We start from the raw sequence: 13865 nt of genomic DNA on the forward strand, positions 1-13865 counted from the left end.
GACCGTCACCCCCCTCGCCCCGTAGGCCTCCGGTGCTGCACGTCCTCCCCTCGGCGACCGCTGCACGGCCGCTCGCCCGCCGTCCTGTCGGACGCCCCAGCCGGACGGATCATGAGGAGGGAAGCGGCCTCGGAGGCAGACGCCCGCGCTTTCGCGCGGGCGTCCTCCGTCAGCGGATCAGCAGCAGGGTCCGCCGTTACAGCAGGCCGCGAGAAGCTCGCAGCAGGAGGCGGCGGCCTTGACCACCGAGTCGGGCGCGGCCGCGAAGGCAGCCGAGGCCGAGGTCAGCAGCACGAGGGCCGCGAGCGAAAAAGCACGTTTCATTGTTGATCTCCATGGATCGGTTTTCTGAGAAAAGGATCGTCGGTGGAGATCAGGTTCGAGGGGGCGGGTCCTCCGCTCCCGGCTCCACCCCCGCGAGGGCGTCGGCCGGTAAACGATCGTGCACATCGGCGGAGGCCGCTACCGGGACGGCCGCGGCGGGCGTCGGAACCAGGCCATGGCAGAGCACGGCGCACAGCCGAGCGCAGCTCATCTTCACGGGATCGCAGGGGGCATCCGGACTGGAGCCGTCGGCGGGCGCCATCGGCATCGACATGGCCGCGGCCGGAGTCTCCCAGGCCGTGACCGGGCTCGACGCGAACAGCAGGGCGAACACGGCCAGAATGGCCGGCGCCCAGGCCGCAGTTGTTCGACGTCCGATCATCAAGCTCAATACGTCCAGCAAGACCCCAAGGTTACAGCGCAGGTGACGCGCGCGCCAGCCATGACCGGCGCGCGCCCCTGCATCTTTTACGTCCCCGGCGTCAGCCGCCCTCGCCGGCCGCATGAAGAAAGTCCACGGCGCGCTGGGCGTGGGCGGCGGCCGAGAAGATGAATCGCTTGTCGTCGCGCAGCACCTCGAGCCATGAGGCGACATAGGCGGCGTGATCCTCGCGCGGCTCGAGAGCCAGCCCCAGGTCGGCGCAGAGGAAGGCGGCGCCGATTTCGGCCACCAGTTCTTCCCGGGCGTAGCCGGCGTCTCCATGCCGGCGGCGTCCGAAGTCGCGGTCGAGCCGAGCGGGGTGCCTGGTCCAGTGCGTCAGCTCGTGGCCCAGCGTCGCGTAGTAGGCTTCCGGATCGCGGAAGCTTTCGAACACCGGCATCTGCACGAAGTCCGGTCCCGGCGCATAGAAGGCGCAGCCGCCGCCATGACGGACGTCGGCGCCCGTCGCGGCGAAGAACGTCTCGGCCCGGGCGATCCGTTGACCGAGGTTCAGGACCGGCGCGGGCGCCGGGGCGGACGAGGCCGGGAGACCCTCGATCTGTTCGACGTTGAAGACCGTGTAGGCCTTCAGGAACGGAATGCGTCGGGTCGTCTCCTCCCCGGCGTCGTCATCGTCGATGCGGACCAGCTGGTCGGCGTAGACGACGGTGGAACCCTTTTCGCCCTTGCGGACATGAGCGCCCAGGGCCAGCGCCTGCCGGAAGGTCATCCAGGTGGAGGACTGAAAGCCTCGGGCGGCGGCCTCGCCCCACAGCAGGACGACGTTGACGCCGCGGTAAGGCGTGCCGTCGTGCCGGAGGGGTCGGCTGACGCTTTCGGATGCGGCCCAGGGCTGGCTCCAGGGCCGGACGCCGGCTTCGAGCTGGGCGACGATCTGGTGGGTGATGCGGGTGTAGAGGTCGGGACGTGAGGGTTCGTTGGGGCGCGACATGGCGGCCTCCTCAAGACGGGATTTGAAGAAGGGGCGGCGGCGCTGTCGTCAGCGCCGCCGCGGCTCGCTCAGCGGGACCAGATCAGGCTGTGTCCGCCATCGATCTCGACCAGCGAGGCGTAGATCGGGGCCGGGAAGCTGGGATCGTCGAGCTTGACCGACAGGTAGTCGCGGTTCTGCTGGCTCGTTTTCTTCCAGGCCGCGCCGAACTCGGTCTGGCCGGAGAAGATGCGGAAATCAGGAGCCTTGTCGTCGGTCTTGTCATTGGCCCGGAGTTGGGCCGCCTTGACGTTGAGGGTCAGGGTCTTGATCGAACCGCTGTAGCTGCCGTCCGCTTGCTGGGTGAAGGAACCGATGGTGGCCATGGAAGTCTCTCCTTGCTGATCTCGGGCCACGCCTGCCGCGGCCTCGATGGCGATCGGCGGACCGGAGGCCGGGCGGCCCGCAGGCGAGCACAGGGAGCCCCGCAGCGCAGCGGAGGACCGGGAGCGCGACTTTCTTGCCTCGCGAGGAAGGCCGTCAGGCCGGGGAAGAAAGTCGCGCGAACGGTTGCGGAAGCCGGACGGGCTTCGGTCAGATCAGGCCATTGAGAGGCCGCGCAAGGCTTGGCGCGTCGCAGGAGAGACGGCTGGTCACCGCCGCTTGAACCATGCGGCCAATCGCGGCGCTCGTAGGGATCGTGCCGCCAATGCCGGTGCATCCGCTCCGCCACCAAAGACGTGCCCAGGATTCACCGCTTCCGCGTCGTCGCAGCTGACGCGCGGCATGGCGACGGGCGCGGCCACGCCTGGCATGAATCTGAGGTGTCTCCTGCTATGAAGGGAACCTGAAGCAACTCCAGCTTCGTTCCCCTTCCGAGCGTTCCGTTCGAGGGACAGTCGCGGTGTCGTAAGCCAGCCGGATGAGGCGGCCGGAGCGTGCTCATCGGGAGTCAGAACAATGCGCAACTCCATCAAAATCGCTGGCTGCGGAGACAGCCCTCGGCGTCATCGCCGGTCTCGTGGCCACGAGGGTAACCGAGAGGGCGCAGACGGCGCTCTACCAGATCAAGCCGCCGAAAGTACGGGAAGAGGAAGTGCTGGAGCGACCATGCTCTTGATGATCGACGAAGGTCTGACGCCTGTGTTCGGCTACAGTGCTCCCAATCGAGACAACCCCCTGCTCACCCAGGCTAGAGGGGTCGCCGGGCACCTTCTCTTTGGCGCCGTCAACGCGGTGGTGACCGAGGCACTGTACCGCCTCGTCCGTCCCAAGGTAGCCGCTACAGAGCGAGCGCGGAGCATACATCGATGACCAAACATTATGATCTTGTGGTGATCGGGACCGGGACCGCCGCCATGGTCGGAGCCATGCGGGTTCGCGCTGCTGGTCGCAGCGTCGCGGTTGTCGATTTTCGTCCCTTTGGAGGCACGTGCGCGCTCCGGGGCTGCGATCCAAAAAAAATGCTGATCAGCGGGGCCAACGCCGTCGATCATACATGGCGGATGCGAGGCAGGGGTGTCGCCGGCGACGCCCGAATTGCTTGGGCCGACCTCATGGCCTTCAAGCGGGGTTTCACCGATCCCGTTCCCCAAAAGCACCAAGAGCGGTACTCTGAAAGAGGCATCGACACTTTTCATGGACGGGCGCGCCTCACCGGCCGCAACAGCCTTGAGGTGGGCGAGGAAACGCTGGAGTTTTCGAACCTGCTCATCGCCGCCGGAGCCGAACCCAGGAAACTCGGCATCCCGGGGGAAGAGCATCTGGTCACCAACGAGGGCTTCCTCGAGCTGGGTGACATGCCAAAGCGCATTGTGCTGGTCGGCGGAGGCTATATCGCGGCCGAGTTCTCCCACATCGCCGCGCGGGCTGGCGCCGAAGTCGTAATCCTCCAGCGTGGCGAGCGATTGCTTCCCCAGTTCGACCCGGACGTGGTCGGTTGGCTCATGGAAAGCTTTCGCCAACTCGGCGTTGACGTGCGCCTCGAAACGACAGTCCAGGCGGTCGAGCAGACGCGCGCAGGCTTTCGGGTTCACGCCCAGACGAAGGGGAAAGCCGTCGATGTCCATGCTGATCTGGTCATTCACGCCGCCGGACGAGGACCTGCGATCGACGATCTCGGCCTTGACGCCGCCGGGGTCGAGCATGAAGGAGGCCGCCTGAAGCTCAACGAATTTCTGCAGAGCGTTTCCAATCCAGCCGTCTATGCCGCGGGCGACGCAGCCCAGGTCGGTCCGCCGCTGACCCCCGTGTCCAGCCACGACGCCAAGGTCGTGGCGGCCAACATTTTGAACGGTAACTCCGAAAGGCCGAACTATCGCGGCGTCCCGAGCGTGGCCTTCACAATCCCGCCTATCGCGGCGGTCGGGCTGACGGAGAGGGAGGCTAAGGATCAGGGTCTGCTCTACCGAGTCAAAAATCAGAAGGCCTCCGACTGGTTCACAGCACGCGCAGCGGCCGAACCCACCTTCGGCTTCAAGGTCTTGGTCGAGGAAGGGACGGAACGGGTGTTGGGCGCCCACCTCGTGGGCCCGAACGTGGACGAGGTCATCAATATTTTCGCTTTGGCGATCCGCCATGGACTGACTGCGGATGACCTCAAGACCACGATGTTCGCCTATCCGACGGGCGCATCGGATGTGGGCTACATGCTATGACGCTCAAGCGGTGTCGCGGTAGGTTCATGGCGCCATCCGCATCGCGGATTGGAGCGAAGGAGGGATCCCTTGGAGAGGCAGTCCGACACCATCCAGTTCACGGTGATCCGGGGCGACGGCGACTGGCGGGTGCTTCGCGATGGCCGACCCTCAGGGCATTTCGACTTCAGCGTCGACGCCATAGAGTCCGCGCTCGTGAAGGCGACGACGCTGATCGACAAGGGCGAGCAAGTGGAAGTCTTTGTCCAGGACGCGGCCGGCCAGTTGCGTCAGGTCGATCCGGTCGGCGGGGAAGTGCTCCACTAAGAGGACGGCGATTCCGACCTCGTCGCCTTTTAACCCGTCCACTCGAGTTCGAAATCCGGAGTGAGCGCGATCAAGCCTGTTTCGATCTGGTTCCAGGTCAGGCGGAGCGCCTTCAGATCTTCGGGCGTGAACAGGTGCGCATGGTGCGACGCCGCGCGCAGCTTCCCGGCCTGCTTCAGAAGATCGAACACCGCCTCTGGGTCGTCGAAACCAGCCTCGAAGATCGCCTGGAAATGCTCCGGATGGCTCATGATCCGCGCGTAGTGGGTGTAGTCGGCATGGTCGAAAACCTCGCCTCCCCGCTTCTTCCACTTCCCCAGCAAATCCTTGCAGTCGCACAGCGGCAGGCGCTCGTCCGCCCAGTCCTCACCGTAGGTCTCGGCCATCACGGCATCTAGAATTTCCCTCAAGGTCAGTTCGTAGCGGTGAACCAGAGTCTTGGCGCGCTTCACATGCGGCGGGGCCGAGTTGGCCTGAAGGCGGGCCTTCAGGCGACGGCGCTTCTCCGCCATCGTCAGGAGACGCCGTCTCGGCCAGTGCGCAAGCCGCAGTCCCGCCGCGTCGAGGAAACTGCGATAACCGGCCAGATTGGCGAACTGCGGCATCTCCGTGATGGAGAAGGCGCCGACCGCCTCTCGCACTCCCCGCGTCAGCCGGTCGCTCTCGGCGAACATGTCGGCCATCGCCGAGGCCCGCGCGAAGGCCTCGATCTGGGCGGGTCGCCCGATCGCCAGGGCGCTCGCGCCAAGACCACTGTCCGACAGTCGGAGGATGCGATCGACGAAACTGTCCGTCGGCGTCCTGAAGCGCTCGAGACCATCCGGCAAGGCGAAGCCGGCGGACAGTTGCGCGATCCGCTCGGCCTGCTCGATCAGGCCATTCGGAAACGCGGCGCGATAGACGCGGTCCGCGTCGGTCTGAGCCCTCATCAGGGCGCCGACGCCCTGCATCCGGTCCATGAACGGGTTACGACCCATCGCGGCCAAGGCCAGCGGGGTCTCCAGCTTCATGCGCTCGGCGATGCCGAGCACGCCGCTGGCCCGCAGCATATCGTGCTGTCGGCGGACGTCCTCAAAGGGATCGGCCATCCGTCTTGCGGCGTCCAGCGTCGCGCGCATGCTGGGCGGGATCAAATCACGCGGAAGGGTCATCGCTCGCCGCTTCGCGCAGATGGGCCAGCCGTTCCTCGCACACAGTCGTCGCCAGCGCGCGCAGCACCTCAACCCGCTGGGTCAACCAGGTCAGTTCCTCGACGCTGATCTTGTAGTGCTTGGAGTAACGAGCCTTCACATAGGCCTCGCGCAGCAGCTCGAAGCAGCGGCGCTCGAACTTGGTCTCGCGCGGCCAGGCCTCGGCCAGGCGGGCGTCGATCGCCTCGCACTTCTTGCGCAGGAAGGCGAGGTTGTGCGCCTTGCCGCTGTAGAGCGTCACAACCAGCAAAACGCAGTGGTAGAGGTGTTCAGCCGATTGATGAAGGTTGAACGCGGCGAGCTTAGGATCAGCGCCCTCGCCCATATAGAATTTCGCGCCACGAGCAAAGCTGGCCGAACTCTGCGTCCAATCTCCGAAGAACTCCTCCGCTTCCTTAAGGGCAACCTGAGCTTTCAGGTCAGCCGGCTTGCGCAGCTTGGCGCCGGGCGTGTCGAAGAGAACGATGCCCTCACGCACGATGTCGGCCCAGAAGTATCGCCCGCGGTCCAACTGCTCGTTCACGTCTTCCAGACTGTGCACGATAAGGCTCACCGGCGTGCGGATCAGGGTCTCGCCCGGCATCAGCTTGTTCTCGGCGTCATGCCAGAACTCGCCGTCGGTCAGATCCTCATGATCGACAACGATCAACAGATCGAAATCCGAGAAGTAGCGTCCGACCGGATCATGGACCCAATCGCCGCGCGCATACGATCCGTAGAGGATGATCTTGAGGATCTTGCCGTTCTTCAGCCGCTCGGCCCGACGGGTCGAGACGGTTTCGGCGAACGACTCGCGGATCACCTCGACCACCCGGCGCAGTTCCACCTGCTTGCGCGGCGGCAGATGATCGATCGAAGTCTTCATGACGCGAGTCTCGCGCAACGCGTGCATCGGGGCAAGGCGCGAAGCCTCAGTTCTGGATCAGGCGGATCAGGGTTCCGTCCGGGTCGATGAGCGCGCCGATCCGCATGCCCGACTCCTCGATCTTGGGCGCGTGCAATCGGGGTTGGCCCCAGCACGTCTCCGGCAGTCCGGTGCCAAGGCACACGGCGTAGAACGCGTCGAGATCGTCAAGCCGCAGGCAACAGCTGAAGTTGCTGGTCAGCGGATCAAGTTCCGGGTGCGGGAAGAACTCAAGCGTCAGCCCGCCCCGTTTCAGGATCATCCACCCTTCGTCGCGCCAGCCCTGCTGGAAGCCCAGTCGAGTGTAGAACTGGGACGTAGCTTCGAAATCCCGCGACGGCAGGTTGGGCGTGGCGTGATCGGTCACGGCGAACTCCGGAATGCAGCAGTGCCGCCTAAGCCTAGCCGCAACAGCCCTTTCCATCCACCTGGATCGGCGGACACGGCACGTCGGCATAGGAGCAGAACACGCAGCAATCGCCGGGTTGAGGCTTCAGCTTCACGCCGCAACCGAGGCAATCGTAAAACCAGATGCAGGCGTCGGTGGGCATGGTCTCGGTCGCGACGTGACCGCAGTGCGGGCAGGTCAGCGTCGATTCCAGAACGATGGCGGGGCTCATCGCATGGCCGCCAGTCGCGGCATGGCCCATGGTTCGATGTAGGGCTGCCAGGCCAGGGACAGGACGATCAGCAGGCTGGCGATCACCAGCAGCCAGAACGCCAGACGCGAGGGCCGGCGGCAGGATGCGTCCTTCCGACACATCCGCAGGCGACGCCAATGCAGCAGCCAGCCGGCGGCCAAGATGACGGCGGCCAGAAGCGTCAGCCAGGTTCGCGCGCCCGCGATGACCGCGGCGCCGGCGAAGGACACGCCCGCCACCGAGAGAGCCAGAGGCAGTACACAGCACGCGGCCCAGGCGAACACCGAGGCCACACCGCCGATGGCGGCCGAGGCGCTGACGGCGACCTCAGGAATGTTGGGCCGGTCTTGATCGATGGCCATGGGGCCTCCCGTTCGATTTCTGCTACAGGCTACAACCCGTAGCCGCTACGGGATCAAGAGCCATGTCCGCACGAAGTTTGACGATCGGGCGCCTCGCAGAGAGCGCCGGGGTGAACTTGGAAACGGTGCGCTACTACGAGCGGATCGGCCTGATGCCCGCCCCGGCCCGCACCGAGGGCGGACACAGGAGCTATGAGCCGGAACACGCCCAACGCCTGCGCTTCATCCGCCGGTCCCGCGAACTGGGATTCGGCATCGACGCCATTCGGCGGCTGATCGCGTTGAGTGAGCCGGGCGTCCAGGCCTGCTGCGAAGTCCGCGACATGGCCCAGGACCACATCGCCAGCGTGGACGCCAAAATCGCGGATCTGGAGCGGCTCCGGACGGTGCTTAAGCAGGCCGTCGCGGACTGCAGCGAAGGCGGGCGGGTTCGGTGTCCGGTGATCGCAGAACTCGGATCGATCGCATAGGTGATGACCTGCGCACCCTGTCGAGCCGGTAGGGTCCTGGCAATCACGCGCCGATGACGCCGAGGTGCTCAAGCAGGATCATCAGACCGAGCGCGACAAGCGCGAGCCCTCCCAGAAGCTCGGCGATCTTGCCAAAACGCTGGCCGACGGCCCGGCCAATCAGCATGCCGATCGTGGTCAGCAGGAAGGTCGTGACGCCGATTGAGGCCGCGATAACCCAGATATTGGCTCCGATGAAGGCCAGGCCGACGCCAACAGCCGCCGCGTCGATGCTGGTCCCGACCGCCATGGCGATCAGCGCCCAAGGTCCGGACCGGCGTGGGGCATCCTCAGCCAGGGGACGGGTCGCTTCCCAGATCATCTTGCCGCCAACAGCGGCGAGGAGGCCGAAGGCGATCCAATGATCCACGCGTTCGACGAGGCCTGCAGCGACCATGCCGAGCCCCCAGCCAATCACCGGGGTGATGGCCTCGATACACCCGAATACCAGGCCTGCCTTCACGGCGCCGGCCAGGTTCGGTCGATGCAAAGCACCACGCCCAACGGCGGCGGCGAAGGCGTCGGTAGACATGCTGAGAGACAGAACGGCGATGGCGACAGGAGTCATGACGAGCATCCACCCGGCAACGAACAGCGCTTCCCTCCCCGGCCGGTGCGGCGGTGGGACGCGCTGGTCTCGCTAGGCGGCGGTTCCGCTGGTCGGACCGCGCGCCGAAACGCGAGTGTGTTGATCCGACCCCGGCGATCAGACGCCGGAAGCTACTCCCCAACAGGAAGCGGCCTCATAGGAGGTGTCGCGCGCCGGTGCAAGATACTATAGGGGAGTATCCATGGCGCATACCTCCACGAACAAGAAGAAGCTCGTCGCGCGGGTCCGGAGGATCTCGGGTCAGCTCAGCGCAATAGAGCGCGCCATCGAGTCTGAAGCCGGGTGTTCGCAAATCCTGCAGCAGGTCGCGGCCGCGCGGGGCGCCATGGGCGGGCTTCTGGAAGAGTTGATTGAAGACCATCTGCGCCACCACGTCGCTCATCCCGATCTGAGCGAGGACGCCCGGCAGGGCGGCGCCGACGAGTTGATCGCCATCATTCGCCGCTATTCAAAGTAAGGCCCGCGCCATGTCCGCGTCCGAGACCGACTATCTGACCCACGACCACTATTTCCTCAGCCGTTCGCACGACGACAGCGCACGGCGAACGCTGTGGGTGGTCGGCCTGACGGCCGTCATGATGGTCGGGGAGATCATCGCCGGCCTGGTCTACGGCTCGATGGCCCTGCTGGCCGACGGCTTTCACATGGCGACCCACGCCGGCGCCCTGGCCGTTGCGGCCGGCGCCTACGCCTACGCCAAGCGGCATGCCGCCAACCGGCGCTTCAGCTTCGGGACCGGCAAGGTCGGGGACCTGGCGGGGTTCGCCTCGGCGCTGGTTCTGGGCATCGTGGCGCTCGGGATCGCGGGAGAGTCCATCGGCCGCCTGATCGATCCGCGCTCGGTCGCCTTCGGCCAGGCGACGCTGGTCGCCATCCTGGGTCTCGTGGTCAATCTGGTCAGCGCCGTCCTTCTGTCCGGCGGGGGGCACCACCACGGTCGTCATGGCCACGGGCATGGCCATCACCACGACCACGATCATCACGACGACCATGATCACCAGCACGGTCATGGCGGCCATCGCGACAACAACCTGCGCGCCGCCTACATCCATGTGCTGGCCGACGCCCTGACCTCGGTGCTGGCGATCATCGCCCTGCTTGCGGGCCGCTATATGGGATGGGTCTGGCTAGACCCGCTGATGGGCATCGTCGGCGCGATCGTCATCGCCCGGTGGTCGTGGTCCCTGATGCGCGACACCGCCGCGGTGCTGCTCGACACAACGGACACCGCCATCGAGGCCGAGGTCCGCGAATTCGTCGAGGGGCCGGGCGACGCCCGGATCACCGATCTGCACGTCTGGCGCATCGGGCCGGACGCGCACTCGGCTATCGTCAGCGTGACCGGGGCTGTGGATGTCGCGACCGTTCGCGACCGGCTGAGGCCGGTCCACGAGCTCGGGCATCTGACGGTCGAGTGCCGTTGACGGCGATCGGCCTCAATGGCGTGACGGTGTGATCGAGGAGGCAGCCTCGCGGCAAGCGTTTTCGCAGCGGCGGCATTCCTCGGCGCAGATGCGGCAATGCTCGTGCATCTCGGCGTGTTTCTCACATTCGACAGCGCAATCCGCGCAGGCCTCGGCGCAAGTCTCGAGCATGCGCTGGATCAGTGTCTCGTGGCTGCCGGCGCGACGCGCGGCGAGGCCGGCCGTGGCCAGGCAGACGTCGGCGCAATCAAGATTGAGGCGGATGCACTGGGTGAGATCCTTCACCATATCCTCGGCCAGGCAGGCATCGGCGCAGATGTGGCACACCGCGGCGCAGCCGTAAGCCGCTTCGATCGCGCGAACGAGACTGTCGTTGACGCTTCCGCGCACGTCGGGATGGGTGCTGATCATTGGTTGGATTTGCATCGGAGGGCTCCTTGGTTGATCGGAGTCCAACCCAAGCGCCGCGACGGGGTTCCGAATGGCGACGCCTCCGGATATCCCGCGGATGACCATCGCCTCCTCCCTGGGGCTACGGACAGATAAGACTGCGGTGAAGCGCCAAAGAGCGGACATCAGTCCGCCGCCGAGAACTAGATGTTTCGACAAAATCGAAGTTGTCCGCACGCGGCGGCGGACCAACATACATCGTATGGCTGGCTGTCCGATCGCGAACCCGTAGTGGCGGGAATATCCGACAACCGTAGCCGTTGACTCGGAGGACCGCCGAGCGCAACCCAAGCGTTAGCAAGGGGCGATTCAGACCCGTGGAGGGAAACATGGCACGTCGGGTGTTCTTCAGTTTTCACTATCAACGCGACATCTGGCGTGTGAATCAGATTCGCAACATCGGCGAGATCGTGGGCACCGCGGCGGTCGGGTTCCATGACGCCTCGCTCTGGGAAGAAGCCAAAAAGAAGGGCGATACGGCGATCAAGAAGATGATCGACGACGCGCTGCTCAACACGTCGGTTACGGTTGTTTGCATCGGCGCGGCCTCAGCGGGCCGCAAGTACATCGACTACGAAATCAGCCAATCGATCGCGCGGGGCAACGGGATAGTGGGCATCCAGATTCACGAGCTCAAGGATAGGCTCGGAAATACGGATCTTGCCGGCGCTACCCCGGCTCTTCTTACGAGGGCCGGGGCGCCCGTCTACAAGTATGCCGATCACGCCCGGTTGGCGGCTCGGATTGAAGAGGCGGCCAAGCGGGCCGGACGGTAGGATGCCTACGTCAAGCCGAAATCGCTTTCTCAAGGATTTTCCAGCTGCCCTCCACGAAGGCGTTGGCGCAGTGTTCGTCGGCGCCGGTGTTTCGAAGGCCGCGGGATATCCGACTTGGGCGGAGCTTCTTAAGGACATCGGCGAGGAACTCGGTGTCCGCTCCAGCGACATCCAGGACCTCGCCGCACTGGCCCAGTGGCACATCAGCGAGAGCGGTGCCGCGACCGGCGTCCGCAACGTGATCCGGCAAGAGATCGGCAAAGATCGACCGGTTCCGCCGACCTTGGAGGTGCTGGCGCGCCTCCCCGTTCGGCAGATCTGGACGACGAACTACGACCGTCTGGTCGAGCGCGCCTTCGCCGTGATCAATCGGCCTGTCGATGTTGTCTCCGGGGCGGCCGACCTTTCGCTCCGCGCCCGGCCCGGCGCGGCACGGCTCTACAAGATGCATGGGTCCGTCGACCGAATGGACGACATCGTCATCTCGACCGACGACTACGAACTCTATCGGTCCAAGCGTGGGGCCTTCCTCCCCCTGCTGCAGGCGCATCTCAGCAGCATGTCCGTTCTTTTCATCGGGCTCAGCCTGACCGATCCCAATGTCCGGCACGTGCTATCCCTCATTCGTGAGAGCTTCACTGAAGCGCCGCCGGAGCACTTCGCAATCGTGAAGCCGCCCAGCCTGGCGGACTGTTCTTCCGAGGACGAGTTCAGGGCCCGCACGGCGCAGCATAAGCACTGGGCCAAGGACCTTCGCCGCTACGGACTGAGGACAATCGAGGTAGAGCATTACGACGAAATTCCCGAACTGATGCGCCAGGTAGAGCGCCGCGTCGCCGCGATGCGGGTATGGGTCAGTGGAAGCTGGCCGCTCGACGGCGACGACGGTCGCGCCGGCGATCTGTATCGCCTTTCCGAGGCGGTCGGCGGGTTGATCGCGGACACCGGGCGGGATCTGGTGAGCGGATCGGGCTTACTGGTCGGCCCAGCTGTGATTGGGGGCTTTATCGACCGTCTCCGTCAGGACGGCGGGTGGGATCTGGACCGCCGGCTGATCGTCCGACCCTTCCCTCAACCGCTGACGGATAGGGAGCCGGACCAGAAACGATGGACCGCGCTTCGCGCCGAGATGGCGCGACAGGCCGGGATTGTGATTTTCCTAGGCGGCGCAAAGCTCGAGGGCGGCTCTCAGATCGTTGCGGACGGCGTGTTGAAGGAGTTCGAGGTCGCGCGCGAGGCCGGGGCCTTCATACTGCCCATCGGTGCGACCGGAGGCGCGGCCGAGCAAATCGCGCAAGATCTGACTGGGTCCGCTATCCCATCGCAGGGCGCAAGCGCGGCCAGGCCAACCGACGAAGAGCTAGCCGTCCTGTCAAACCAGGCCACAACACCCGACAAGCTCCTGAAGCTCGTTCGAGAGATACTCCAACGGCTGGCGAAGCCACAGGACGACAACTGAGGTGACCCGGTTCGTAACAAGGGCGGAACTTCGGGGTTTCGCCGCGAACATCACTTTGACCGAACAGGCCTCCGTGCTTCGCACGGCTTCGGCGCGAAGCCCTGCCGGCTCAACTTTCCTGTCCCACTCCAGCAAGGACCAGGATCTTGTCGTGGGTGCCACGATCGTCCTGCAGAACCACGGCGCCGTGGTCTACATCGATGAAATCGACCCGGAGATGCCTCCCTACACCACGGACGAAACCGCCAATTTGCTGAAGTCTCGCATCAAGCAGAGCAGCAGGTTCGTTCTTCTGACGAGCAAGAACAGTAAGGAGTCGCGCTGGGTGCCTTGGGAGCTGGGAGTGGCTGACGGCTACAAGGGCCTCGGACAAATCGCTCTGTTTCCGTCCTCGGACGATCTGCACGACTCGACCTGGGCCTCATGGGAATATCTGGGCCTCTATCGCCGGATCGTTTGGGGCCAGATGAAGGGCAGCGACCAAGACATCTGGATGGTACTAAATCACAAAGCGAACACCGCAACGCCTCTCCGGAAATGGCTGACGGGTGGGTAGCTAGGTCGTGGGTCTAAGCTTATCAGCGCCACGCCGCCATTCATCATAGGACTTGTACGACCCCATCTCCGTGCGTCGTACTTGGTTCACGAATATGCTGGGGCTGCCGCTTAGGTTTGCGAAGTCTATCTTGGGATAAATCTCTAGATACTCTTCGCCTGTGAAGTCGAGTTCGCCCGTTGGAGGGATCAGCGGAAGGATCGCGACGTTGCCGTTATGGCCGTCGAAAAAACCGAGCTCCCACGGCATCCACCTCGACCGCCTCGAATGTCGGGAAAAGAGATAGAAGCAGGCGTCGCACTTCCTCATACGATGCCGCAACCTCTCTGCCGTAGCGCCGGTGAC

General features: G+C 64.9%; 19 protein-coding genes and 1 pseudogene. 8 read left to right on the forward strand and 12 right to left on the reverse strand.

The features are described 5' to 3' along the window. Window positions 1-177 precede the first annotated feature (177 nt). The 4 genes from H2037_RS16920 to H2037_RS16935 all read right to left on the reverse strand — a co-directional run bounded on the left by H2037_RS16920 (window position 178) and on the right by H2037_RS16935 (window position 2062). Window positions 178-324, reverse strand: a complete 147-nt coding sequence (locus H2037_RS16920) for a hypothetical protein (RefSeq protein ID WP_169802110.1) — start codon at window positions 322-324, stop codon at window positions 178-180. Window positions 325-373: 49 nt separating this feature from the next. Next, entirely contained in the window at window positions 374-706 is a 333-nt protein-coding gene (locus H2037_RS16925) for a hypothetical protein (RefSeq protein WP_292124287.1), read from the reverse strand. 100 nt (window positions 707-806) lie between these two features. Further along, the gene (locus H2037_RS16930; RefSeq protein WP_066624883.1) at window positions 807-1697 is read right to left on the reverse strand and encodes a zincin-like metallopeptidase domain-containing protein; all 891 of its coding nucleotides are present in this window, start codon (window positions 1695-1697) and stop codon (window positions 807-809) included. Between the two features lie 68 nt (window positions 1698-1765). Then, window positions 1766-2062 (reverse strand): DUF736 domain-containing protein, encoded by a 297-nt coding sequence (locus H2037_RS16935; protein ID WP_054765695.1) that lies wholly within the window; start codon window positions 2060-2062, stop codon window positions 1766-1768. A gap of 924 nt (window positions 2063-2986) precedes the next feature. On the opposite strand from H2037_RS16935, the gene H2037_RS16940 reads away from it, so the two are divergent. Both H2037_RS16940 and H2037_RS16945 read left to right on the forward strand, forming a co-directional pair. Beyond that, complete coding sequence (locus tag H2037_RS16940) at window positions 2987-4333, forward strand: NAD(P)/FAD-dependent oxidoreductase (protein WP_184272810.1); 1347 nt, start codon at window positions 2987-2989, stop codon at window positions 4331-4333. Window positions 4334-4402: 69 nt separating this feature from the next. Further along, on the forward strand, window positions 4403-4639 hold the full coding sequence (locus tag H2037_RS16945; protein WP_054765692.1) for a DUF2188 domain-containing protein: 237 nt from the start codon (window positions 4403-4405) through the stop codon (window positions 4637-4639). A 29-nt stretch (window positions 4640-4668) separates the two neighbouring features. Here the strand turns inward: H2037_RS16945 and H2037_RS16950 are convergent, their stop codons facing one another. The 5 genes from H2037_RS16950 to H2037_RS16970 are packed head-to-tail and all read right to left on the reverse strand — an operon-like array spanning window position 4669 to window position 7736. Next, complete coding sequence (locus tag H2037_RS16950; RefSeq protein ID WP_054765691.1) at window positions 4669-5790, reverse strand: hypothetical protein; 1122 nt, start codon at window positions 5788-5790, stop codon at window positions 4669-4671. Beyond that, window positions 5774-6694, reverse strand: coding sequence for a HEPN domain-containing protein (locus H2037_RS16955; protein WP_066625035.1), 921 nt, complete (start codon window positions 6692-6694; stop codon window positions 5774-5776). Before H2037_RS16955 ends, H2037_RS16950 begins: the two co-directional genes overlap by 17 nt. Before the next feature lie 46 nt (window positions 6695-6740). Beyond that, a complete protein-coding gene (locus H2037_RS16960; protein WP_054765689.1) occupies window positions 6741-7100 on the reverse strand; it encodes a bleomycin resistance protein in 360 nt (119 codons plus the stop codon). Window positions 7101-7134: 34 nt separating this feature from the next. Further along, the gene (locus tag H2037_RS16965) at window positions 7135-7353 is read right to left on the reverse strand and encodes a GDCCVxC domain-containing (seleno)protein (RefSeq protein ID WP_054765688.1); all 219 of its coding nucleotides are present in this window, start codon (window positions 7351-7353) and stop codon (window positions 7135-7137) included. Next, a complete protein-coding gene (locus H2037_RS16970; RefSeq protein ID WP_066624881.1) occupies window positions 7350-7736 on the reverse strand; it encodes an MFS transporter permease in 387 nt (128 codons plus the stop codon). The genes H2037_RS16965 and H2037_RS16970 overlap by 4 nt, the downstream gene beginning before the upstream one ends. Before the next feature lie 62 nt (window positions 7737-7798). Between H2037_RS16970 and H2037_RS16975 the strand changes: the two genes are divergently transcribed. Next, window positions 7799-8206, forward strand: a complete 408-nt coding sequence (locus tag H2037_RS16975; RefSeq protein WP_054765686.1) for a helix-turn-helix domain-containing protein — start codon at window positions 7799-7801, stop codon at window positions 8204-8206. Window positions 8207-8249: 43 nt separating this feature from the next. Here the strand turns inward: H2037_RS16975 and H2037_RS16980 are convergent, their stop codons facing one another. Continuing rightward, window positions 8250-8813: a manganese efflux pump MntP family protein gene (locus H2037_RS16980; RefSeq protein ID WP_054766931.1), complete on the reverse strand. Its 564-nt coding sequence runs from the start codon at window positions 8811-8813 to the stop codon at window positions 8250-8252. A gap of 223 nt (window positions 8814-9036) precedes the next feature. On the opposite strand from H2037_RS16980, the gene H2037_RS16985 reads away from it, so the two are divergent. Next, window positions 9037-9312 carry a metal/formaldehyde-sensitive transcriptional repressor gene (locus H2037_RS16985; RefSeq protein WP_054765685.1) on the forward strand — a complete coding sequence of 92 codons (276 nt, stop codon included), beginning with the start codon at window positions 9037-9039 and terminating at the stop codon, window positions 9310-9312. 10 nt (window positions 9313-9322) lie between these two features. Then, complete coding sequence (gene dmeF / locus H2037_RS16990; RefSeq protein ID WP_054765684.1) at window positions 9323-10279, forward strand: CDF family Co(II)/Ni(II) efflux transporter DmeF; 957 nt, start codon at window positions 9323-9325, stop codon at window positions 10277-10279. A gap of 12 nt (window positions 10280-10291) precedes the next feature. Here dmeF and H2037_RS16995 read toward each other — a convergent pair whose 3' ends face one another. Then, complete coding sequence (locus tag H2037_RS16995) at window positions 10292-10705, reverse strand: four-helix bundle copper-binding protein (RefSeq protein WP_054765683.1); 414 nt, start codon at window positions 10703-10705, stop codon at window positions 10292-10294. Window positions 10706-11058: 353 nt separating this feature from the next. On the opposite strand from H2037_RS16995, the gene H2037_RS17000 reads away from it, so the two are divergent. The 3 genes from H2037_RS17000 to H2037_RS17010 are packed head-to-tail and all read left to right on the forward strand — an operon-like array spanning window position 11059 to window position 13520. Next, window positions 11059-11505, forward strand: coding sequence for a TIR domain-containing protein (locus H2037_RS17000; protein WP_054765682.1), 447 nt, complete (start codon window positions 11059-11061; stop codon window positions 11503-11505). Between the two features lies 1 nt (window position 11506). After that, a complete protein-coding gene (locus H2037_RS17005; RefSeq protein ID WP_054765681.1) occupies window positions 11507-12964 on the forward strand; it encodes an SIR2 family protein in 1458 nt (485 codons plus the stop codon). Window positions 12965-13019: 55 nt separating this feature from the next. Next, on the forward strand, window positions 13020-13520 hold the full coding sequence (locus H2037_RS17010; RefSeq protein WP_197273301.1) for a toll/interleukin-1 receptor domain-containing protein: 501 nt from the start codon (window positions 13020-13022) through the stop codon (window positions 13518-13520). Here the strand turns inward: H2037_RS17010 and H2037_RS17015 are convergent. After that, window positions 13521-13865 (reverse strand): annotated as a pseudogene (locus H2037_RS17015) (hypothetical protein); the annotation flags it as partial.

It is taken from the genome of Brevundimonas sp., assembly GCF_013912065.1.
Classification (GTDB): Bacteria; Pseudomonadota; Alphaproteobacteria; order Caulobacterales; family Caulobacteraceae; genus Brevundimonas.